Annotated in this window: 16 protein-coding genes and 1 tRNA gene; 10 read left to right on the forward strand and 7 right to left on the reverse strand. The window is 64.5% G+C overall.

Features of this window, described 5'->3' with window-relative positions; genetic code table 11:
- Positions 1-39: 39 nt before the first annotated feature.
- Positions 40-984 carry a class I SAM-dependent DNA methyltransferase gene (locus tag NKJ46_RS12820; RefSeq protein WP_352665325.1) on the reverse strand — a complete coding sequence of 315 codons (945 nt, stop codon included), beginning with the start codon at positions 982-984 and terminating at the stop codon, positions 40-42.
- Positions 985-1091: 107 nt separating this feature from the next.
- On the opposite strand from NKJ46_RS12820, the gene NKJ46_RS12825 reads away from it, so the two are divergent.
- Both NKJ46_RS12825 and NKJ46_RS12830 read left to right on the forward strand, forming a co-directional pair.
- A complete protein-coding gene (locus tag NKJ46_RS12825) occupies positions 1092-2102 on the forward strand; it encodes a ligase-associated DNA damage response exonuclease (RefSeq protein WP_352665326.1) in 1011 nt (336 codons plus the stop codon).
- A gap of 226 nt (positions 2103-2328) precedes the next feature.
- Positions 2329-3930: a cisplatin damage response ATP-dependent DNA ligase gene (locus tag NKJ46_RS12830; protein ID WP_352665327.1), complete on the forward strand. Its 1602-nt coding sequence runs from the start codon at positions 2329-2331 to the stop codon at positions 3928-3930.
- Here NKJ46_RS12830 and NKJ46_RS12835 read toward each other — a convergent pair.
- Positions 3927-5084 (reverse strand): hypothetical protein, encoded by a 1158-nt coding sequence (locus NKJ46_RS12835; protein WP_352665329.1) that lies wholly within the window; start codon positions 5082-5084, stop codon positions 3927-3929. The genes NKJ46_RS12830 and NKJ46_RS12835 overlap by 4 nt on opposite strands.
- A 354-nt stretch (positions 5085-5438) precedes the next feature.
- Here NKJ46_RS12835 and NKJ46_RS12840 point away from each other — a divergent pair.
- Both NKJ46_RS12840 and NKJ46_RS12845 read left to right on the forward strand, forming a co-directional pair.
- Positions 5439-5514 (forward strand) — tRNA-Thr (locus tag NKJ46_RS12840).
- An 828-nt stretch (positions 5515-6342) separates the two neighbouring features.
- Positions 6343-6513 (forward strand): hypothetical protein, encoded by a 171-nt coding sequence (locus NKJ46_RS12845; RefSeq protein ID WP_352665330.1) that lies wholly within the window; start codon positions 6343-6345, stop codon positions 6511-6513.
- 25 nt (positions 6514-6538) lie between these two features.
- On the opposite strand, the gene NKJ46_RS12850 is transcribed toward NKJ46_RS12845, so the two are convergent.
- The 5 genes from NKJ46_RS12850 to NKJ46_RS12870 form a co-directional block, all read right to left on the reverse strand.
- Positions 6539-8128 (reverse strand): indolepyruvate oxidoreductase subunit beta family protein, encoded by a 1590-nt coding sequence (locus NKJ46_RS12850; protein ID WP_352665332.1) that lies wholly within the window; start codon positions 8126-8128, stop codon positions 6539-6541.
- On the reverse strand, positions 8121-10274 hold the full coding sequence (locus tag NKJ46_RS12855; protein ID WP_352665333.1) for a thiamine pyrophosphate-dependent enzyme: 2154 nt from the start codon (positions 10272-10274) through the stop codon (positions 8121-8123). The genes NKJ46_RS12850 and NKJ46_RS12855 overlap by 8 nt, the downstream gene beginning before the upstream one ends.
- Before the next feature lie 45 nt (positions 10275-10319).
- Positions 10320-10799, reverse strand: a complete 480-nt coding sequence (locus NKJ46_RS12860) for a MarR family winged helix-turn-helix transcriptional regulator (RefSeq protein WP_352665334.1) — start codon at positions 10797-10799, stop codon at positions 10320-10322.
- On the reverse strand, positions 10799-12370 hold the full coding sequence (locus NKJ46_RS12865; RefSeq protein ID WP_352665336.1) for a phytoene desaturase family protein: 1572 nt from the start codon (positions 12368-12370) through the stop codon (positions 10799-10801). The genes NKJ46_RS12860 and NKJ46_RS12865 overlap by 1 nt, the downstream gene beginning before the upstream one ends.
- Before the next feature lie 311 nt (positions 12371-12681).
- On the reverse strand, positions 12682-13473 hold the full coding sequence (locus NKJ46_RS12870; protein ID WP_352665337.1) for a cyclase family protein: 792 nt from the start codon (positions 13471-13473) through the stop codon (positions 12682-12684).
- 117 nt (positions 13474-13590) lie between these two features.
- On the opposite strand from NKJ46_RS12870, the gene NKJ46_RS12875 reads away from it, so the two are divergent.
- The 6 genes from NKJ46_RS12875 (at position 13591) to NKJ46_RS12900 (ending at position 20582) form a co-directional block, all read left to right on the forward strand.
- On the forward strand, positions 13591-15165 hold the full coding sequence (locus NKJ46_RS12875; protein ID WP_352665338.1) for a phytoene desaturase family protein: 1575 nt from the start codon (positions 13591-13593) through the stop codon (positions 15163-15165).
- A 107-nt stretch (positions 15166-15272) separates the two neighbouring features.
- Entirely contained in the window at positions 15273-16799 is a 1527-nt protein-coding gene (locus tag NKJ46_RS12880) for an ABC transporter substrate-binding protein (RefSeq protein WP_352665339.1), read from the forward strand.
- Positions 16800-17023: 224 nt separating this feature from the next.
- On the forward strand, positions 17024-18031 hold the full coding sequence (locus NKJ46_RS12885; RefSeq protein WP_352665340.1) for an ABC transporter permease: 1008 nt from the start codon (positions 17024-17026) through the stop codon (positions 18029-18031).
- On the forward strand, positions 18024-18872 hold the full coding sequence (locus NKJ46_RS12890) for an ABC transporter permease (protein WP_352665341.1): 849 nt from the start codon (positions 18024-18026) through the stop codon (positions 18870-18872). The genes NKJ46_RS12885 and NKJ46_RS12890 overlap by 8 nt, the downstream gene beginning before the upstream one ends.
- On the forward strand, positions 18869-19759 hold the full coding sequence (locus tag NKJ46_RS12895; protein ID WP_352665343.1) for an ABC transporter ATP-binding protein: 891 nt from the start codon (positions 18869-18871) through the stop codon (positions 19757-19759). Before NKJ46_RS12890 ends, NKJ46_RS12895 begins: the two co-directional genes overlap by 4 nt.
- Complete coding sequence (locus tag NKJ46_RS12900) at positions 19752-20582, forward strand: ATP-binding cassette domain-containing protein (RefSeq protein WP_352665345.1); 831 nt, start codon at positions 19752-19754, stop codon at positions 20580-20582. The genes NKJ46_RS12895 and NKJ46_RS12900 overlap by 8 nt, the downstream gene beginning before the upstream one ends.
- The last annotated feature ends 39 nt before the right edge of the window (positions 20583-20621 follow it).

The following is a 20621-nucleotide window of genomic DNA, read 5'->3' on the forward strand; positions in this document are numbered from 1 at the left end:
CGGCAGGACAGAGGGGGGTGGGAAGGATCGCCGCCTTGGTCATGATTGTGAATGCTTCAAGCGGCGTTTCTCCGCCACGACGGCCAGCCCTTCGACCGGTTGGCGGCGATCCTGCCGGATAATGGTTGGCTGCAGCGACAGGACCGAAAAGCCGTTGGCGGCCAGAACCCGCTCTACATAGCGTTGCGAATGCGCGTAGCGGCGCGACGGCTGCAGGGCGAAATCGCCGCTGCCGGACGAGTCGCCGCCGGCGAGCGTCTCGACGGAGAACGCAAACAGACCGCCGCCGGCAAGCATTCCGGCAATCTTGGTCACCACCCTGTCGAGTGCGCCGACATAGATGAACACATCGGCCGCCGTCACCAGATCGGCTTTCGAGCCAGAATAGCAAAACTCCTGCAGGTCCGTCTTGACGAGCAGATCGTAGACGCCTTTGGCGCGCGCCTGCCTCAGCATGCCGGCCGAGATATCGTAGCCCTCCAGCCGATCAGCGATCGGCCGCAGCCTCTGGCCCATCAGGCCAGTGCCGCAGCCGAGATCGAGCACCAGCGAAAACCGGCCCGGCCGTGCTGCCCGGACGGCACGGTCGAGGCATTCGGGCAGACGATAGCCGAGCCTGTCGACCAGCTCACCCTCGAAGCTCTCGGCATAGTGGTCGTACAGCGTCTCGACAAAGGCGCTGGGCGGCGCCGGAGCCGCCGCTGCCCTGCCGATCAATTGCAGCTTGAGCGCCGCGCCGAGCCTGTCCGCCGGGTCGAGCCGCAGTGCCGTCGCCCAGGCCTGCGCGGCGAGATCGGGCGCGCCCGCCGTCTCCTGCATCTCGCCGAGGCGGAACCAGCCGGCCGCCCAGTGCGGCGCCAGTTCGAGCGCGCCGAGCAGCAATTCCGCCGCTGCCGCATGATCGCCGGATGCATGGAGCATTTCGGCATAGTCGGCGCGGCGGTCGGCGGTCAAATCGCCGGACGAGGTCTGGAGCGGCTTCATGTGGTCGGGTTCCGCCGGGTGTTTGCAGCCGGCTTGCGCTCTATGCTGGAGTCAGCAGTGACTTACAACAGGCTTCCCGCGCCGGAATTAGCGCCTATCTTGGGGCCATGCGCGCCAGCGACCTGCTTCATCCCCGGCCGGAAGGGCTGTATTGCCCGCCCGGCGATTTCTTCATCGACCCGGTGCGGCCGGTCAACCGGGCGCTGATCACGCATGGCCATTCCGACCATGCCCGCTCCGGCCACCGCTCGGTGATGGCGACGCAGCAGACGCTCGACATTATGGGCCTGCGTTACGGCGACGGTTTTGCCGGAACGACGCAGGCCGCCGTGCTCGGCGAGACGATCGCGTTCGACGGCGTCACCGTCAGCTTTCACCCGGCCGGCCATGTGCTGGGCTCGGCGCAGATCAAGGTCGCGCATCAGGGCACATGCATCGTCGCATCTGGCGACTATAAGCGCCAGAAGGATGCGACCTGCGAGCCGTTCGAGCCGCTCAAATGCGACGTCTTCATCACCGAGGCGACGTTCGGCCTGCCGGTGTTCCGCCATCCGCCCGATAGCGAAGAGATTGCCCGGCTGCTGAGATCGACCGAGCAGTTTCCCGAGCGCACGCATCTGGTCGGCGCCTATGCGCTGGGCAAGGCGCAGCGCGTCATGCGCCTGCTGCGCGATGCCGGCTACGAAAAGCCGATCTACATCCATGGCGCGCTGGCCAAGCTCAGCGAATATTACCAGAGCCAGAATATCGATCTCGGAACATTGGAACCGGCGACCGTCGAGAGCGGCGCGAAAAGCGACTTTGCCGGCGCCGTCGTCGTCAGCCCGCCATCCGCCTTCGCCGATCGCTGGGCGCGGCGTTTTCCCGATCCGATGTCGTGCTTCGCCTCGGGTTGGATGCGCATCCGCCAGCGCGCCAAGCAGGGCGGCGTCGAGCTGCCGCTGATCATCTCCGACCATTCCGACTGGGACGAACTGACAGCGACGATCAAGGAGACCGGCGCGGAAGAAATCTGGGTGACGCACGGCCGCGAGGAGGCGCTGGTGCGCTGGTGCGAACTCGAAGGCATTGCCGCCAGGCCGCTGCATCTGGTTGGCTATGAGGACGAGGGCGATTGATGGTGGAAATCGCCGGTATAGCGTTCTGTCGCGCCCCCCTCTGGCCTGCCGGCCATCTCCCCCGCGAGGGGGGAGATTGGCTGCTTCGGCGCCGCGCTCATTCCTGCGACGTTCGGAATTGGCGAAACCAGTCGCGACATCCGATCTCCCCCCTTGCGGGGGAGATGGCCGGCAGGCCAGAGGGGGGTGTGACAGAGCGCAAACTTATCCTATTGGCGCCCCTCCCATGAACCGCTTCGCCGAGCTCCTCGATCGCCTCGTCCTGACGCCGTCGCGCAATGGCAAGCTGACGCTTTTGACCGACTATTTCCGCAGCGTCGAGGATCCGGACCGCGGGCTGGCGCTGGCGGCCATCACCGGCGATCTGTCCATCGCCGCGGTCAAGCCGGCGATGCTGCGCACGCTGGTCGTCGAGCGCATGGATCCCGTGTTGTTCGGCTATTCCTACGACTATGTCGGCGACCTGGCCGAGACCGTGTCGCTGGTCTGGCCGCAAGCGCCGGTCGATATTGCGAACCACGAGCCGACGCTGGCCGAGGTGGTGGCCAAGCTGCAGGCGGCGAGCCGCTCCGACGGGCCGCAGGTGCTGGCCCGGCTGCTCGACAGCGCTAGCACTTCGGCGCGCTTTGCCATCATAAAGCTGGTCACCGGCGGCCTGCGCATCGGCGTCTCGGCGCGGCTGGCCAAGCAGGCGCTGGCCGATTTCGGCAAGGTCGATATCGCCGAGATCGAGGAACTCTGGCACGGGCTGACGCCGCCTTATACGGCGCTGTTCGCCTGGCTGGAGGGCACGGCGGAAAAACCCAGGAAGACGGCACTGGCGCTGTTCAGGCCGGTAATGCTGTCGAATGCCGTCGGTGACGGCGACCTCGAAAAGCTCGACCCGGCCGACTACGCGGCCGAATGGAAATGGGACGGCATCCGCGTCCAGGCGGCTTGCGAAGGCGGCATTCGCCGGCTCTATTCGCGCACCGGCGACGATGTCTCCGGCGCCTTTCCGGATCTTGCCGAGGCGATGGATTTTTCAGGCGCCCTCGACGGCGAGCTTCTGGTCGGTGACCCCAGGCAGGCGACGGGCACGTTCTCGGACCTGCAGCAGCGGCTGAACCGCAAGAGCGTGTCACCCAAAATCCAGCAGCAATACCCCGCCTTCATGCGCTGCTACGATGCGCTGCAGATTGGTGACGAGGATGTGCGCGGACTTCCGTTCCGCGAACGGCGCGGCCGGCTCGAGGCCTTCGTGAGGACACTCGATCCGAGCCGCTTCGATCTGTCGCCGCTGGTCGAATTCACCAACTGGCAGGCGCTGGAGGAATTGCGCCGCAAGCCGCTGCATCCGGTCATCGAAGGCGTCATGCTGAAGCGCTGGGATTCGCCTTATGTGGCCGGGCGGCCGAAGGGCCCGTGGTTCAAATGGAAGCGCGATCCGCACACCGTCGACGCGGTGCTGATGTATGCCCAGCGCGGCCACGGCAAACGCTCGAGCTTCTATTCCGACTATACATTCGGCGTCTGGTCCGGGCCGGAAGGATCGGAGGAGCTGGTGCCGGTGGGAAAAGCCTATTTCGGCTTCACCGACGAGGAACTGAGGCAAATCGACAAATATGTCCGCGACAATACGATCGAGCGCTTCGGCCCGGTGCGCTCGGTACGGGCCGACCGCAGACAGGGCCTGGTGCTCGAGGTGGCGTTCGAAGGGCTCAACCGCTCGACACGGCACAAATCCGGCGTTGCCATGCGCTTCCCCCGCATTTCGCGGCTGCGCTGGGACAAGCCGACGGCCGAAGCCGATAGCATCGAGACGCTGCAGGCGCTGCTGGATAGTTAGGGAACGACTGAAACGCGGATCTCGTAGATGTCGACCGACTTGCCCTGCTTGTCGAAGTCGGAATTGATGGCGATGGTGCCGGCAGCACCCGGACGCTTGTCGGGAAAGCGCACGTCGAACAGATATTCATTGCGCTCGCGACCGACCGCATAGCGCTTGCGGCCGCAGTCGCCGAGTTCGCCGAAATTGCAGTCGACGGAAATCTGCGTCTCCTGGCCCTCCTCGGAGCGTGCGATGATGTCGAATGTGGCATGCTTGCCGGCGAGTTTTTCCAGCACGCCTTGCCCGACGTCGAAGCTGATGGCCGAGCCGGATGCACCCGAGCGGATGCGCAGGAAGGAACCGCTTTCGTCCTGGATAACGTCGGCCTTGGCGTCCGACGGTGCATTGACCTGCGTCGGGTCACCCGGCGAAAAGACGTTGATCCAGTCGTGCGCCTGGTCCTGCTCGCCCTGCTTCGGCGGCGAAGCGGTGTCGTCCGGCGTGAAATCATCGCCGTCGACCGTTGGCGGCGCTTCCGGTGGTGCCGTGTCGAGCTCGGTCGCCGATTTGAAGACGCCGGTCTGGTTGGCGAAATAAAGGCCGATGCCGGCGGCGGCGAGTAGCGTCACACCGAAGAAGATCGCGGTCAAAGGCAGGCGCCGCCGCCTCGCCCGCCGGTCGTCGCGGTCGGGCGTCACTTCCGCGTCGTCGATTTCGGCTTCGGTCGGAGCCGAGGCCCCCATGTCGATCACCGGCGCCTCGGGAACAGGCGCATCGGGCATGATGTCGGGGACGACGGGCAGGACGCGCGACCGGGGCGCATCGGATTCGGGCGGCTGCGCCGGGCCGTCGACGATGACATCGGGCGATGGCGCGGGCTCGGCTTCGGCTTCGGTTTCAGCCGGAGGCTCCACCGCCGGTGCTGCCTCCAAGCCGTCGGTCGGCGCGGCGACGTCGGGAATCGCCGGCAGGAATTCCGATTCGATTTCGGTGATCTTCGCCTGGACCGCCTTGCGGCGCTTGATGGCGACCTCCACGGTGACGTTTGGATTGGCCTGCAGGGCACGGTCGAGTGCCGCGAAAGCCGATCGATAGACCCGCTCGCGAAACGCCCGGTCGTCGGCATTGCCTTTCTCGAAGGCGTTGCGGATCGCTTTTTCGATCGCGTCCAAGCGAATTCCCTCTGCAATTTCACTCACATTGTCATGATCGTTAGCCGCAGGCGACCAATCAATCAACAAGCGAGCGGCCGCATTCTGCCGTACCGAGGGATACAAAGGTGATTTCGGCGCTTTTCGGTAAAGGAATCAACATTTTTCGCTGATTTTCCGGTCACGGCCAACGTGGCGGTCGCGCGGCGTACCGATGCGGCATCACGCGGCCGATGGTAGATCCGCGCGGCGGCTGCCCTTTGCGCCCGGCCGGAGACGGCACGAATTGGCTCGTCCTGAAATCGCGGCTGCCATCTTGAATTCGCAGCCGGTTGCGTCTATCACGCAGCCCATCTTGGAAGCTCGGCTTCCCGGGCCGCTTTAGCTCAGTTGGTAGAGCACATCATTCGTAATGATGGGGTCGCGTGTTCGAGTCACGCAAGCGGCACCAAAAATATCTCACAATAACAGTGATTTGAGGCAGTTTACGCTGCAAGCCGTTCTCATCCTAACAGCCATAGGCCACAGATAGCCACACAGAGCACCCCGCTTTTTTCGTTACGTTTGCCGAACCGGCTGCTGCCGGGACTCGCTCATCAGCGTTTCGCAACTAAGGATGAGTTGACGCCCGTACTGATTGGACGCCTCCATGACCGCCTTCTTGCCCACGCAAGATTGGGCAAGCGCCGGAAACCCGGCCCCAGTCCGCCCCAGCCACCCACGACGAAGGCGACAGGCCACGTGAGCACCAAGGCTCCCATCCACGCCAGTCCTACGATCTCTGACGGAGCGGGTTTGAGTGCAGAACGTTCAGAACCGGTCGAGAGCAGGACCCGTTCAACGCCGCATGCGCCGAAAAATTGTTATGACCACAATTGCAAAAATCAGCCCAAGCGTGAACCACGGTGCAACATCGAATAATATTCGAAGGCCACCCGCCATCTCGCTCGATCCTCTCGTTTGCCGGAGCCAGTCGATTGACCCTCAATATTCCACCCTCGACAGCAACACGCTCGTTTCACATGGCCGCGACGATTTGGCAAATCACCCCTCGGAGGCGGGCGTTATTTGGTCCCGGAGCCGATATGTTTGCTGCTGCCATAGGCATGAAGACTACAAAACAGGCAGACAACCAAGGCGGCGGCAAGACCTAGCGAAGCGGGCTGGATAGCCTCACTTCCGTGATGATAGCGTGAAAGAAACGCGTTCCATCGATCCAGCCCAAAGCCCATCTCATCGTCGGCCGTTCCGGCCTCACGTTCAACAGGGGGAGAAAATCATGGAAGAGGAGGACGATGTCCTAAGCGACCTGAGCTATGTCGCCGAAAATTTCGATGATGTGGCGAAGGAAACGGTCGTCCTGGTGCTGGAGGCTGCGATCGCCGAGATCATTGGCCTCAGAATTGCCCTGCGGACTGCCGCGCCGAAGGCGACATGGACGACAGACTGAGTTGCAGCCGGGTTTAACGAGCGCCTTAGCTCGGCGAGGTGTCGCCCAGCGTCGCCACGGTTTTCAGCGCGCCGTCGAGCATGTCGCCCTTTTCGTCCTTCAGCGCCGCTTCGCGCAGGCGCCGGATCCAGTCGGCGGCGTCCGGGCGGCCCTTGAGCAGGTCGAGCGCCGACAGCACCCGGTCGAATTTCGACTGTGCACGGGCGTGGGTGTCGCTGTAACCTTTGATCAGGCGGCGGCAGTTGAGGATCTCCGTGCCAAGCGCATAGTCCTCACCGACTTGGCCCAGCGCCAGCGCATACCAGCGCTCGAGATGCGCGGTCTCGACCTTGTGGCGCAGCAGCTTGCGGCGCCAGCGGCGCAGGCCGCCGATGAACCACAATGCGGCAAAGCCGGCAAAGCTGTCGGTGCGGATATGGCGGCCGCGGTTGATGCGGCGGTCGAGGAAGGCGGCGAGCTTCGGCCGGCTTTCGATGTAGCTGCCGAGCCCGGCCGGCAGCGTGCCGCAGAATTCCTCGATGCGCGGATGGAAATATTCGGTCACCTGCAGCACGGAGCCGTCCTTGACGCCGACCTCGCGGCGTACGCGTCGGTCGCGGCTAGAGCGCGTCTTCAGGTCGGCGACCCGGATCATGTCGTCGTAGCACATGGCGTTGGCCAGATGCTTGGCGGCGGCGATCGACAGCGCGTAACCATGTCCGGCATCGTCCAGGACGACCGCCCGATCGAGCCTGTCGAGATATTCGCCGCCATAGGCGACGTCCTGATAGTCGACCACTTTTTTCAGGCCGCGAAGGGCCATGTCGTGCACGGATACAGGCAGCGTGGCGACGCGCGCCGCGAGTTGTCGCCAGCCGCTCAACAGGCTTTCCGGACCGCTGACTTTTGTCGCCGCGCGCGAGCCGGTTTCAGCGGTCGCCGGTCCTGCAGTCTTGTCGCCCGAAGGCGCACTCGCGATGCCGCGCGCCCGATCATAGGCGGCGCCGAAGGCGGCGAGGCTGGCTTTGACGCCGCGGCCGCCGGCACTGACCGCCTGCTCATAGCTTTCGCGTGTGAACGGCAAGGCATCGGAGCCGGCCAGCGCGCCGAGCAGGCTGGCCGAGATCATCGAGCCATTGTCGGCGGCGATCTTCTCCATGTCGAAGGCGATGAAGCGCTTGGCCGCGGCTTCCGCCGTGGCGTGCACCTTGGAGGACGAGGCGCGGCCATCGCCGGGTTCGATCTTCTCCGAGACCGCTGCGATGCGATGCGACGAGGCGATCAGCGTCGTGCGCTCGGGCGTGACGAAGCCGCGGATGATGGCGCGGCCGGCCTCCATCAGTTCGGCGGCAATCAGGATGTCGACGTCGCCCTGCGACGGCGACAGCGCGAAGATTGGCAGCCGGCCGGTGTCGCGGCACATCTCGACGTAATAGATGGTGGCGCCGGTGCGCTGGGCGACACCGGCGACCGAGGTCGATTGCGCGACGTAACCGTTGCGCTCGGCGACATCGGTGATCCAGTCGGCCAGCACGCCGCCGCCCTGGCCGCCGACCGCCAGCACGGCGAGCTTGATAACGGGCTCGTCTTCAGTGGGGCCCGCCTTCGGGCGCAATGGCGAAGCGTTATCAAGCATCGGCGAAGGTCAGGCGCCGGCTCTCGCGACGACGCTGCAACAGGCTGATGGTGGCGCGGCGGGCGGCTTCGAGAAAGCGATCCCAGCGGCTGGGATTATGGACGACGTCGGCGCGGTAGAAGGACGGGCAAAGCACCGCCGCATCGGCCACCTCGCCGCAATTGCCGCAGCCGACGCAACTCTGGTCGATATGCGCCACCGGATCGTCGCGCAGCGGATCGTCGAGCGACTTTACCGACAGCGACGGGCAGCCGGACAGCCGCATGCAGGCGTGGTCGCCGGTGCAGATGTCCTCGTCGATGCCGAATTTCGGCTTGACGATGCGCTCGCCGTCCTTGATCGCCTTGTCGACCAGCGGCTTTTCGCGGCGCTGCCGGTTGAGCATGCATTCGGACGAGGCGACAATGACTTTCGGGCCCTTTTCGTCCGTCGTCAGCGCCTCGCGCAGCGTGTCCTGCATTTTGGTTACGTCGTAGGTGCGGTCGATGTGGCGCAGCCATTTGACGCCCATGCCTTTCACCGCCTCGGTGATCGGATGCTTGGTCGACTTGGTCTTGTTGCCGGCGCGGGACGACAGGATATCCTGCCCTCCGGTCGCGGCCGAATAGAAGTTGTCAACAATGACGATGACGCCGTCGTTCTTATTAAAGACCGCATTGCCGACCGAGGAGGTCAGGCCGTTGTGCCAGAAGCCGCCGTCGCCGACGAAGGAGATTGAGCGGCGCTTGGCATCGGGCGAATTGAACGCCGAGGCCGAGGCCGGCCCCAGCCCGTAGCCCATGGTGGTGGCGCCGAGCTCGAAAGGCGGCATGATCGAGAACAAATGACAGCCAATGTCGGAAGCGATGTGGTGCTTGCCCAACTCCTGCTCGACCAGCTTGGTGGCGGCGAAGATCGGCCGCTCCGGGCAGCCGACGCAGAAGCCGGGCGGGCGGCCCGGGACGACGTTGATCAGGTCGGCGGTATCGAGCCCGTCGCCGATCTTGTTCGGCGCGCGGACCTCGCTTGGCAGCAGATGCGGGATGGTGGCGCGCAGGAACGATCCGATGCCGTCGAGCATCACCTGGCCGGTGTATTCGCCGGCCATAGGCAGATGTTCCTTGCCGACGAGCTTGGTGCCGCGCCCGGCCTTGTGCAGCATCGCGGCGAAGGCCTGCTCGATGTAGTTGGGCTGGCCTTCCTCGACGACGAGCACGGCGTCCTTGCCTTCGCAGAAGGACAGGAATTCGTCATCGACCAGCGGGTATACGGCGTTGAGCACATAAAGCGGCACGTCGGTGTCGCCATAGGTGTCGGCGAGGCCGAGCCGCTGCAGCGCCCGGATGACCGAATTGTACATGCCGCCCTGCATGACGATGCCGACCGAGCCGTGTTCCGGGCCGAAAAACTCGTTGATCTTGTTGGTGCGGATAAAATCCACCGCCGCCGGCCAGCGTTTCTGCACCTTTTCCTTCTCGTGCAGGAAGGACGCGGGCGGCAGCACGATGCGGCCGGTGTCGCGGCGCGGCGCCTCGAGCGCATCGGCGACCGTCATTGCCGGGCGCTTGTTGTCCTTGGCAATGAAATGGCCGTGGACATGGCAGCAGCGGATGCGGACCTGCAGCATGACCGGCGTGTTGGAAACCTCGGACAGCTCGAAGCCGTCCTCCACCGCCTTGACGATCGACGGCAGGTTCGGTCGCGGGTCGAGCAGCCAGACCTGGCTCTTCATGGCAAAGGCGTGGCTGCGCTCCTGCATGATCGAGGAGCCTTCGCCGTAATCCTCGCCGACGATGATCAATGCACCGCCGGTGACGCCGCCGGAAGCGAGATTGGCGAGCGCGTCGGAGGCGACATTGGTGCCGACCGTCGACTTGAAGGTCGCCGCACCGCGGATCGGATAATGCACCGACGCGGCCAGCATCGCGGTGGCGGTCGCTTCGGAGGCGCTCGCCTCGAAATGCACGCCGAGCTCGCCCAGGATGTCCTGCGCGTCGGCCAGCACGTCCATCAAATGGCTGATCGGGGCACCTTGATAGCCGCCGACATAGCCGACGCCGCATTGCAGCAGCGCCTTGGTGATGGCGAGAATGCCCTCGCCGGAAAATTCCTCGCCGGCGCCGAGCCTGAGCTTTTCGACTTCCTTGGCAAAAGACCGTTCGGCCATTTTGGGCTCCTTCCGTTACCGCCCCGATGGCGGCGCGTAAGATCGTCAGATGTCGTGCTTGCGAATGTTCTTCAGCATCTTCTGCAATGTCGCGACCAGCGCCGCGTACTCTGCGTCATCGACATCGTCGAACATTGCCTCGAAAGCGTCGTGCATGGCCGGCCAGGCGCGCGCGAATTCGGCGCGGCCATCGTCGGTCAGGAACACATGGCGGATACGGCTGTCGGTGACGCCCTGCTCGCGCCGCACCAGCCCCTGCCCTTCCAGCGTGTCGAGCGTGCGGCTCAAGGTCGACTGTTCGATCACGGTATAGACTGAGAGGTCGTTGACGGTGACGCCGTCGGTGACCGACAGCACGGCCAAGGTGCGGACCTGCGGAATGGTCAGGCCCTGCTTGCGGAAATTGTCGCGCAAGGTGGCGTTGTAGCGGCCCATGATGCGGTTCATCAGATAGGGCGCGAACTGCTGCAGGCCGATCTGGCCCAAAGTCGAGATGCGCTGGCGCTTTTCAACCTTCTGTTCCATCACAGCCTCCCCGCCAGGAGAAAGCCGGAGCCGCCGCCCAAGCCAGCGCCGGGATGGGTCGAGGCGCCGATGTGGTAGAGTCCCTTGACCCCGGTGTCGTGATTGCGGCTCGTCTTGAACGGCCGCCACAGGAACGACTGGTCGATGGTCGAGGAACCGCCATAGGGGTCTCCGCCAACCAGATTGATGTTCATCGCTTCCAGATCGGCCGGCGAATAGGCACGACGTGCGATGACGCTGTCCTTGAACCCGCCGATATGGCTGGCGAGGATCGCTTCGGCACGGTCGGCATAGGCTTCGCGCAATGGCTCGGTCCAGCGGCCGTCCGCCGGTGTCTGCAGTTTGCCGGCGGCATCGCCCTTGATATGCCGTGGCGCCTCGGGCAGTTGCAGCCACAGGATCGCCTTGCCGTCCGGGCAGCGTGATGGGTCGAGCGCGTGCGGTTGACCGACACAGATGGTCGGCACCTCAGGCAGCATGCCGCGCACCGCCTCGTTGCAGGCCTTCGACACGCCATCCAACCCGGGCGTCAGATGCAGCAGCGCGACCTTGTCCAGGCCCTCGCCGCGCCATGCCGGCGGTTTATCCAAGGCATAGTGGATCTGGAAATTGCCCTTGCCGTAGCGGTATTTTTGCGCTGCCTCGACGTCGGCTTTCGGCGCCGCGTCGCCGAGCAGCCGCTCGTAGAGCTGGGTCGGCGTGACCGAGCAAATAACGCTCTTGTTCGCGGTGACCGTTTCGCCCGAAGCCAGCCGCACGCCTGTGGCGCGGCCTTCGCTTTGGACGATAGCCGCGACGTCGGCGCCGGTGCGGATTTCGCCGCCACGTTCCCTGATCAGGGCTTCGAACGCGGACAAAAGGTTTTTCGCTCCGCCCTTGACGATCGGCGCGCCGGCCGCCTCAAGCGCGAAGGCGATGACCTTGGCGATCTGGCCGGAGAACGCGTCTTCAGGCCCGAGGCCGGCATGCAGCACCCAGGGCGCCCACAGCGCGCGCATGGTTTCCGACTGGTAGGTGCTTTCCAGCCAGCCGCGCGCCGGCACCAGCGCGCTGCCGAGAAAGGCGGCAAGGCCGCGCGGGCCGCGTCGCCAGGCTTCGCCCGCCAGCAGCCTGGCCGTTGGGTAGGACCACAGGTTGCCACCGAGCAGTCCGAACAGCAGGCCGGCGTTGCGCTCGATCTCGCCGACATCGTTTGCGTGCCTGTCGCCGTCACCCGCGGCGATTGCATTGATCGCCGCTACATTGGCGGTACGGTCGGTGCGCAGGACGGCATGGCTGCCGTCCGGCCGCAGCACGCCGGTCGGCATGGAGGTGTCGCAAAACTCCAGGCCGTGCCGCGCCAGATCCTTGCCCAATGCCGCATAGGCCGGCGAGGTGATGAACAGGACGAAGGTCGTCGCCATCACGTCGTGGATGAAGCCGGGCGCGGTGATTTCCTCGGTGCGCACGCAGCCGCCGATGCGGTCGTTGCGCTCGAGCACCAGCACCTTCGCCCCCTTGCCGCCAAGCATCGCCGCGCAAACCAGCGCGTTGATGCCGCTGCCGACGATGATGTGATCGGGAGCGCTCATCGAGGGTTGCTCCCGGTGAGCGGAAGGTGGAATTCATTTGCGCGGGCTGGCGTTCCTGCGCGCCCCCCTCTGTCCTGCCGGACATCTCCCCCACTTGGGGGGAGATCGGCCGTCACCTTGGCCTTCGCCAATCTCCAATGCCGCAGGAATGAGCTAGGCACCAGAACTGCCAATCTCCCCACTCGTGGGGGAGATGTCCGGCAGGACAGAGGGGGGCGCCGTAGAGCCGCAGCCTTGCAGGACTGCCGCTCCCAACCCATCACCACAGCATTGCCTGCGCACATGATCTTCTCCCGAAGACCGCAGCTACCCTATTGCCTTGGCACCAATGCCAACGCGCGAATCGGGCTGCCGGTGCCGTGCTCGATCTTGAGCGGTGCCGCGATCAGGATCGCGCCTTTCGGCGGCAGCCGGTCGAGGTTGCAGAGGCTGGCGAGGCCGTAGCGGTTGGCCTTGTGCATCAGGCTGTGCGCCGGGAATGGCGGCTCCATGCCGCCGGCCTTGCCGGCATCGGTGCCGATCGTCTCGCTGCCCCAGCCCTTGATGTCCTTGCCGATCAGATACTGGATGGCTTCCGCGGTCGGGCCGGGCGTGTGCGGACCGGTCTCATTGGCGTTGAGGAACTCGGCTTCCGAGCCGTTGCGCTTATACCAGTCGGTGCGCATCACCACCCACTCGCCCGCGTTGATAGCGCCATGTTCGGCTTCCCATGCCTTGATGTGATCGACGGTGAGCAGGAAGTCGTGATCGGCTGCCGCTTGCTTCGAACAGTCGATGACGTTGACCGGGCCGACGAAGTTCTGCGCCGGAATGGTGTCGGTAGCGCCGTCCGGATAATCCTTGCCGGTAATCCAGTGGTTGGGCGCGTCGAAATGCGTGCCCGAATGCTCGCCGAGCTTCAGCCAGTTCCACGCCCACCACGGGCCATTCTTGTCATAGGCGGAGATGGCGTGGATCTCGATCCTCGGCGTGTCCACCGCCAGTTCTGGCGGCAGCTTGATCAGCGGCGTGTCGGGCCCGAGCGGCGCCGTCAGGTCGACCACCTGGATGGCGCCTGAAAGCAGCTGGCCGGCGACTTCGCCTAGAAGTTGTTGTGTGTCCATGGTCTCTGTTCCCTCTTTCTCGATGGTGCTGACGGCTCTCGCGGCCCTTAATATCCTACTAGACGAAAACATATGCATCTGCAATTATCTTTAAGCATAAAGGAAATGGGACGGGGCGTGAGCGAGTTCGACGCCATATTTGTCGGGGCAGGCCACAACAGTCTGGCATGCGCCGCGCATCTGGCGCTCAAAGGCTGGAAAACAGCGGTTTTCGAACGCAATCCAACGATCGGCGGCGCCGTCCAGACGCGCGAATTCACGCTTCCAGGCTTCCGGCACGATTTCGGCGCAATGAATCTGGGCCTGTTCGCCGGCTCGGCCTTTCACAAGAAATATGCAAATGAATTGAAAACCCACGGGCTGGAATTCGTGCCGGTGTCCGACTGTTTTGCCAGCGCCTTCTCCGACGGTCGCTGGTTCGGCGTCAGCAGCGACCTGGAGAAGACCACTGGACGGATGGCCGCTTTTTCCGAGGCCGACGCACAGACATGGCGTGGTCTGGTTGCGGCATTCCCGGCGGAGGCCGAGCATCTGTTCCGGCTGCTGGGCTCGCCGATGAGCGGCCGAGCACTCGCCGGCACCGCCTGGAACCTGTGGCGCAAGAAGGGTTTTGCCGGCGCGCTCGATACCGGTCGGTTGCTGCTTTCGTCACCCCGCGCGTGGCTCGAGGAGACTTTCCAGTCGCCGCATGTCAGGGCGACGCTCGCCACCTGGGGCATGCATCTCGACTTCGCGCCGGATATCGCCGGCGGCGCGGTGTTCCCTTACCTCGAATCCATGGCCAACCAGTGCTTCGGCATGGTGCTCGGCACGGGCGGCGCCGACACCATCATCCGCGCTTTGTCGGGCATGCTCACGGCTGCCGGCGGCAAGATCGTCACCGAGGCTGATGTCGCCGAGATCACGGTTTCCGCCGGCAAGGCGACCGGCGTACGGCTCGCTTCCGGCGAGACCCACACCGCCACCAGGGCCGTCATCGCCGGTGTCGCGCCCAAGGCGCTGACCGGGAAACTTTTGCGTAATGGATCGGGCGATGCCGGCTTCGACACGGCCATGAAAAACTTTCGCCATGCGCCGGGCACGTTGATGATCCATCTGGCGCTCGACGATCTGCCGGACTGGCGCGCGGGCGCCGAGCTTCGGCAGTTCGCCTATGTGCACCTTTCGCCGTCGCTCGATGCCATGTCGCGGACCTATCAACAGGCGATGTCCGGCATGCTGCCGGATGAACCGGTGCTGGTCGTCGGTCAGCCGACTGCGGTCGATCCCTCGCGTGCGCCGGACGGCAAGCATGTGCTCTGGGTGCAGGTGCGCATGCTGCCGGCCGAGATTGTGGGCGATGCGGCGGGCACGATCGCGGCGGCTCACTGGGACGAGGCTAGGGAGCACTACGCCGAGCGCGTCCTCGACATTATCGAGCGCTATGCGCCCGGCCTTCGCCGGAAGATCCTCGGCCGCGCCGTGTTCTCGCCCATCGACCTCGAACGCGAGAATCCGAACCTCGTCGGCGGCGACCAGATCTGCGGCAGCCATCATCTGGCGCAGAATTTCCTGTTCCGGCCGGCGCGCGGTTACGCCGGCTGGAACACGCCGGTCGGCAATCTGCACCTGACCGGGGCGGCAACATGGCCGGGCGCCGGCACCGGGGCGGCGTCGGGCTTCATGCTCGCGCAACAACTTGGCGGGAGGTAGGCTCCATTTTTCATCCAGGGTGAAGGAGGACAAGGCGCGGTTGCCCAAGGAGCCTGAACCCACCGATTGACAACGACACCGCGCATAAAAGCAACAGGGGAACGACCATGACAATCAACAGACGAGAATTGCTCGGATATGGCGCGGCCGCACTTGGCGCCACGGCGCTCGGCCTGCCGAAAATCGCCAAGGCTGCCGGCGAACTGACCATCGCCTACAATGTCAATCTGCCGTCCTGGGACCCGACCACCGGGCCTTCGGCGGTCAACCCGACCATCCAAGGTCTCTACCAATCGGTGTTCGACCAGTTCATCCCGCAGAAGCCGGATCTTTCTTTCGCGCCCGGCCTGCTCACCGAATGGGGCTGGAACGAGGATCGTAGCAAGATCATGATGACAGTGCGCGAGGGCGTGACCTGGCATGACGGCTCGCCATTTACGGCCGAAGACGTGGTCTGGTCGCTGCAGCGGGCGGGCGACGAAAAGACCGGCAACCCGATCCAGTTCGTCTGGAAGAACGTCAACAACTTCAAGATCGACGGCAACAAGATCACCGGCGACGTCGTGCAATTCGACCCGGTGTATTTCAAATGGATGTCGTTCCTCACCGGCTACATCATGCCGAAGGCCTATTACGAGAAGGTCGGCGCCGAAGGCTTCGAGAAAGCTCCGATCGGCACCGGGCCTTATATGGTCGACAAATTCGAGCGCAACGCCTTCCTGCGGCTTAAAGCCAACCCGAACTACTGGGGCGGCAAGCCGGCCTTCGAAAACGTGACCATCAAGTTCGTCACCGATGCCGCGAGCCGCGTCGCCGAGATCGAGTCCGGTTCCTCGCAGGTGACGCTGGAAATTCCTTACGAGGAATATGACCGCCTGATCGCCAAGGACGGACTTGCCGGCTCGTGCAAGAACGTTTCCGACATCGGCATGATCTTCTTCAACGACATCGACGTGATGCTGGACAAGAACGTCCGCCAGGCAGCGGTGATGGCGGTCGACAAAAAGCTTTTGGTCGATCGGTTGCTGCGCGGCTACGGCCAACCCATCGATACGCTGGAGACGCCGGAATACGCCGCCTACGATGCGTCGATCAAAGTCGAGCACAACCCGGAAAAGGCCAAGGAATTGCTGGCCGCATCCGGCTATTCGCCGGAAAAGCCGGTCAAATTCACGATACAGACGACCAAGGGCTTCAAGCCCAAGGACTACGAGATGATCCAGGCGATCGTCGGCATGTGGCGCAAGGTCGGTATCGAGGCGACGATCGAGGTGTACGAGATCGCCAAGCACTACGAGTTGCGCGCCGCCGACAAGCTGGCGCCGGCGGCCTTCTACAATTGGGGCAATGCCATCGGCGATCCCACGACGTCGACCGGCTTCGCCATGTATGGCCCAAGCCCGCATTCGGTATGGGACAGTCAGGACCTGATCGACATGATCAATCCGCTATGGGGTGAGAAGGACGAGGCCAAGCGCATCGCCGGCTGGAAGGCCGTCGACAAATACATCGCCGAACAGGCCTATGTGCTGCCGCTGATCCAGTATGCGCAGCCGATCGTGCATGCCAAGGGCGTCAACGTCGTGCAGCATGTGTCGGGCGCACTTCTGCCGGCGCTGATGAGCCCGGCCTGAGATCGGCGCGAGGAGGCCCGCGGTCGCAAGATAGCGTGCCTCCTCGGCTTGCGCAGGCCCCCTCATCCGGCCCTTCGGGCCACCTTCTCCCCAGCTGGGGAGAAGAGACTGGCTCAGCCGTCAGCGACCTCTTCTCCCCTCGGGGAGAAGGTGGCCGCGAAGCGGCCGGATGAGGGGGCCTGTTCGTTCCATCAGTCACTGAAACGCATTAGGCTTAAGCCAGAATGCTGCTGCAAAGATTCCTGATCCGTCTTCTGACGATGGCGATCACGCTGTTCGGTGTGGCCGTCGTCGTCTTTATCGTCATCCGCGTCGCGCCGGGCGACCCGATCGCGATGATGCTGCCGCCCGGCGCGACCGATGCCGACATCGCGCGGCTGCGCGCGCTTTACGGGCTCGACAAGACCATCGTCCAGCAATTCTTCATCTGGCTGGCCGGTGTCGTCAGAGGCGATTTCGGCACGTCGATCTCACTGCGTCAGGACGTGCTTGGGCTGGTCTTCAATCGCCTCCCGGCGACGCTGGAACTCGCCTTCGTCGCGCTTGTGATGGCGGTGGCGATCGGCGGCACGACGGCAATCCTCGGCGCGCGCGAGCGCGGCACCGCGGTCGAAGCCGGCATCGACATTGCCAGCGGTGCGGCGCTCTCGATTCCCGATTTCCTGTGGGGTCTGGTGCTGATCCTGTTGTTCGGCGTGCTGGTGCCTATCTTCGACATTTCCGGCCGGGTGTCGCCGCAGCTCGACCTGCCCTTCGCCACGCAATTCTATCTGTTCGAAAGCATCGTGCGACTGCGCTTCGACCTGACCAGGGACCTGCTGGCGCACATGCTGATGCCGGCGATCGCGCTGGCACTGCCGCTGGCCGCCATCATCTCGCAGCTGTTGAAACAGTCGCTCAAGGAAGTGCTCGACCTCGACTATGTCGTGCTAGCGCGGGTCAAAGGCTTTTCGGAAACGCAGGTCATCCTGCGCGAGGCGCTGAAGAACGCGGCGCTGCCGACGCTCACTCTGGTCGGCGTGCAGTTCACCTTCCTCATCGGCGGCACGGTCATCGTCGAGCGGCTGTTTTCCTATGAGGGCCTCGGCAATATGGCGATCGATGCCGTCATCAACCGCGACCTGCCGCTGATCCAGGGCATCGTGCTGGTGTTCGCGCTGCTGTTCGTGCTGATCAACCTTGCCGTCGATATGATGTACGCGCTGCTCAATCCGAGGCTGCGCCATGGATGAGGCCCGCATTTCAAGACATGGCTCGCGGGCACGCCTGTGGCTGGCCGGCGGCTGGCTATTGCTGGCGCTGCTGGCCGCAATTTTTGCGCCGCTGGTCGCGCCGCAGGACCCACTGGCGCAGGATTTGATGCTGGAGCGGCTGCCGCCGTTCTGGCTGAGCGGTGCCGAGCCCGGCTATTGGCTGGGCACCGACAGCCTCGGCCGCGATCTGTTGTCACGGCTGATCTTCGGCGCTCGCATCGCATTCATCGTCGCGTTCGCCGCCGCGATCGCCGCCTGCCTGGTCGGCTCGACGCTCGGCCTGATATCAGGCTATTTCGGCGGCTGGGCCGACCGCATCATCTCGCGCATCGTCGATGTCTGGATGGCGTTTCCGCCGGTGCTGTTTGCCATCCTTTTGGTTGCCGTGCTCGGCACCGGCTTGAGCTCGGTCATCATCGCGATCGCCGTCATCGACTGGACGCGCTTCTGCCGGGTGATCCGCGCCGAGGCGATGGGCCAGTCGCGAATGGACTATGTCGAGAACGCCCGCATCGCCGGCTATGGCCGCATCGGCATCATGCTGCGCGAGGTACTGCCAAATGTGGTGCCGTCGATCGTCGCACTGCTGTCGCTTGAGATGGGCATTGCCGTCATCGTCGAGGCGATCCTGTCCTTCGTCAATCTGTCGATCTCGACCGACGATCCGACCTGGGGCGGCATCATCGCCGAGGGCCGCCTGTCGATCCATCAGGCCTGGTGGGTGTTGGTGTTCCCGCTGGTCACGCTGATCCTGACGGTGCTGTCGTTCAGCCAGTTCGGCGAAGGTCTCAGGGCACGTTTCGATCCGGTGCTGCGATGAACGCGCCCGCGAAACCCTGCCTGGACATACGCCGCCTTAGCGCGGTGCTGCCTAATGGCTTGCGCGTGCTGCGCTCGGTGTCGCTCGCCGTCGAGCCCGGAGAAGTCCGGGCGCTGGTCGGCGAGAGCGGCGCCGGCAAGACGATGATCGGCAAGGCCGTGCTCGGCGTGCTGCCACCCAGCGTGCGCATCGTCGAAGGCGATATGCTGCTCGAGGGCGAGGACCTCGGCAAGCTTCAGCCCAAGGCAAGGCGCACGCTGATCGGCGCTCGCACGGCGCTGATCCCACAGGATCCCTTGACCGCGCTCAATCCGTCGCGCCGCATCGGCCCGCAGATGACCGACCGGCTGGTGCGCATCCTGCGCTGGAGCGGCGACAAGGCCGATGCACGCATCCGCCAATTGCTGGACGAGGTCCAGATCCGCGACCCCGAGCGTGTCCTCAAATGCTATCCGCACGAACTGTCCGGCGGCATGCGCCAGCGCGTGCTGATCGCCGCAGCGTTCGCAGCCGAACCAAGGCTGATCGTCGCCGACGAGCCGACCACGGCGCTCGACGTCACCGTACAGAAGCAGATCCTGCGGCTGATCGCGCAATTGCAGCGCGAGCATGGCACGGCGATCCTGTTCGTCACCCACGATCTCGGCGTCGTCGCCAAGATCAGCCAGAAAGTCTCGGTGCTCTATGCCGGCAAGGTGGTGGAGGAAGCCGAGACGGCTGCTCTCTTCGCCGCCCCGCAGCACGCCTACACACGGGCGCTGATGGCGGCGACGCCGCGCTACACCGATCCATACGCTTCGCTGAAACCGGTGGACGAGGCGGTGTTGGCTGGACTGGCCGCGGAGATCGCCGCTGCCGACCGGGGTTGGAGGCCGCCGCATGGTTGAGCCGCTGTTTTCCGTGCGCGGGCTGAAGGTCGCGCTGCCCGATATGACGCGCAAGCCGCTGATCGGCCGGGCGCCGCTGGCCGAGATCCTGAAGGGCCTCGATTTCGACCTGCCCAGGGGCTCGGTGACCGGCATCGTCGGCGAATCCGGCTCCGGCAAATCGACGCTTGGCCGTGCCTTGGTGCGGCTTCTGGAGCCGAGCGCCGGCAGCATCAGCTTCGAGGGCCGCGATATCACCCATCTGCCGGAAGCGGAGCTGCGGCCGCTGCGCCGCAATCTGCAGATGATCTTCCAGGATCCGATGTCGTCGCTCAATCCGCGCCGCACCATTGCCAGCATCATCGCAGCACCGCTCAAGCAGAACGGGCTTGGCGACAATCTCAAGGGGCGTGTCGCGGAGGCATTGCAGCGCGTCGGCCTGCCGCAAAGCTTTGCCAGCCGCTACCGCCACGAACTGTCAGGCGGCCAGCGCCAGCGCGTCGGCATCGCCCGGGCGCTGGCGCTGTCGCCGAAATTCGTGCTGGCCGACGAAATCGTCTCCGGCCTCGATGTGTCGACCCAGGCGCAGATCCTAACGCTGCTGGAAAAACTCGCCGCCGAAATGGGCCTGACCGTTGCCTTCATCAGCCATGATCTTTCTGTCATTCGGCGGCTGTGCCGGCAAGTGGTCGTCATGCGCGAAGGCGCGATCGTCGAAGCCAGCGCGACGGATACTTTGTTCGAGAAGCCGCAGCAGCCCTACACGCGCGACCTCCTGGCCGCCATTCCGCTGCCCGAGATCGATGACGGCTGGCTGCTTCCCGCCGCGAAGGCGACGGCATGAGAAAGCTCAACGCATCCGCACGCCGAAAAGCGGGCCTCG

Origin of the sequence: Mesorhizobium sp. M0166 (assembly GCF_040322255.1) — a bacterium.
Classification (GTDB): domain Bacteria; phylum Pseudomonadota; class Alphaproteobacteria; order Rhizobiales; family Rhizobiaceae; genus Mesorhizobium.

Coding starts and splice junctions, on each gene's coding strand:
- NKJ46_RS12830 (WP_352665327.1), top strand. CDS start 2,329: ATGAACCGCTTCGCCGAGCTCCTCGATCGCCTCGTCCTGACGCCGTCG.
- NKJ46_RS12870 (WP_352665337.1), bottom strand. CDS start 13,473: ATGGACACACAACAACTTCTAGGCGAAGTCGCCGGCCAGCTGCTTTCA.
- NKJ46_RS12855 (WP_352665333.1), bottom strand. CDS start 10,274: ATGGCCGAACGGTCTTTTGCCAAGGAAGTCGAAAAGCTCAGGCTCGGC.
- NKJ46_RS12845 (WP_352665330.1), top strand. CDS start 6,343: ATGGAAGAGGAGGACGATGTCCTAAGCGACCTGAGCTATGTCGCCGAA.
- NKJ46_RS12865 (WP_352665336.1), bottom strand. CDS start 12,370: ATGAGCGCTCCCGATCACATCATCGTCGGCAGCGGCATCAACGCGCTG.
- NKJ46_RS12820 (WP_352665325.1), bottom strand. CDS start 984: ATGAAGCCGCTCCAGACCTCGTCCGGCGATTTGACCGCCGACCGCCGC.
- NKJ46_RS12900 (WP_352665345.1), top strand. CDS start 19,752: ATGGTTGAGCCGCTGTTTTCCGTGCGCGGGCTGAAGGTCGCGCTGCCC.
- NKJ46_RS12860 (WP_352665334.1), bottom strand. CDS start 10,799: ATGGAACAGAAGGTTGAAAAGCGCCAGCGCATCTCGACTTTGGGCCAG.
- NKJ46_RS12890 (WP_352665341.1), top strand. CDS start 18,024: ATGGATGAGGCCCGCATTTCAAGACATGGCTCGCGGGCACGCCTGTGG.
- NKJ46_RS12850 (WP_352665332.1), bottom strand. CDS start 8,128: ATGCTTGATAACGCTTCGCCATTGCGCCCGAAGGCGGGCCCCACTGAA.
- NKJ46_RS12885 (WP_352665340.1), top strand. CDS start 17,024: ATGCTGCTGCAAAGATTCCTGATCCGTCTTCTGACGATGGCGATCACG.
- NKJ46_RS12880 (WP_352665339.1), top strand. CDS start 15,273: ATGACAATCAACAGACGAGAATTGCTCGGATATGGCGCGGCCGCACTT.
- NKJ46_RS12825 (WP_352665326.1), top strand. CDS start 1,092: ATGCGCGCCAGCGACCTGCTTCATCCCCGGCCGGAAGGGCTGTATTGC.
- NKJ46_RS12895 (WP_352665343.1), top strand. CDS start 18,869: ATGAACGCGCCCGCGAAACCCTGCCTGGACATACGCCGCCTTAGCGCG.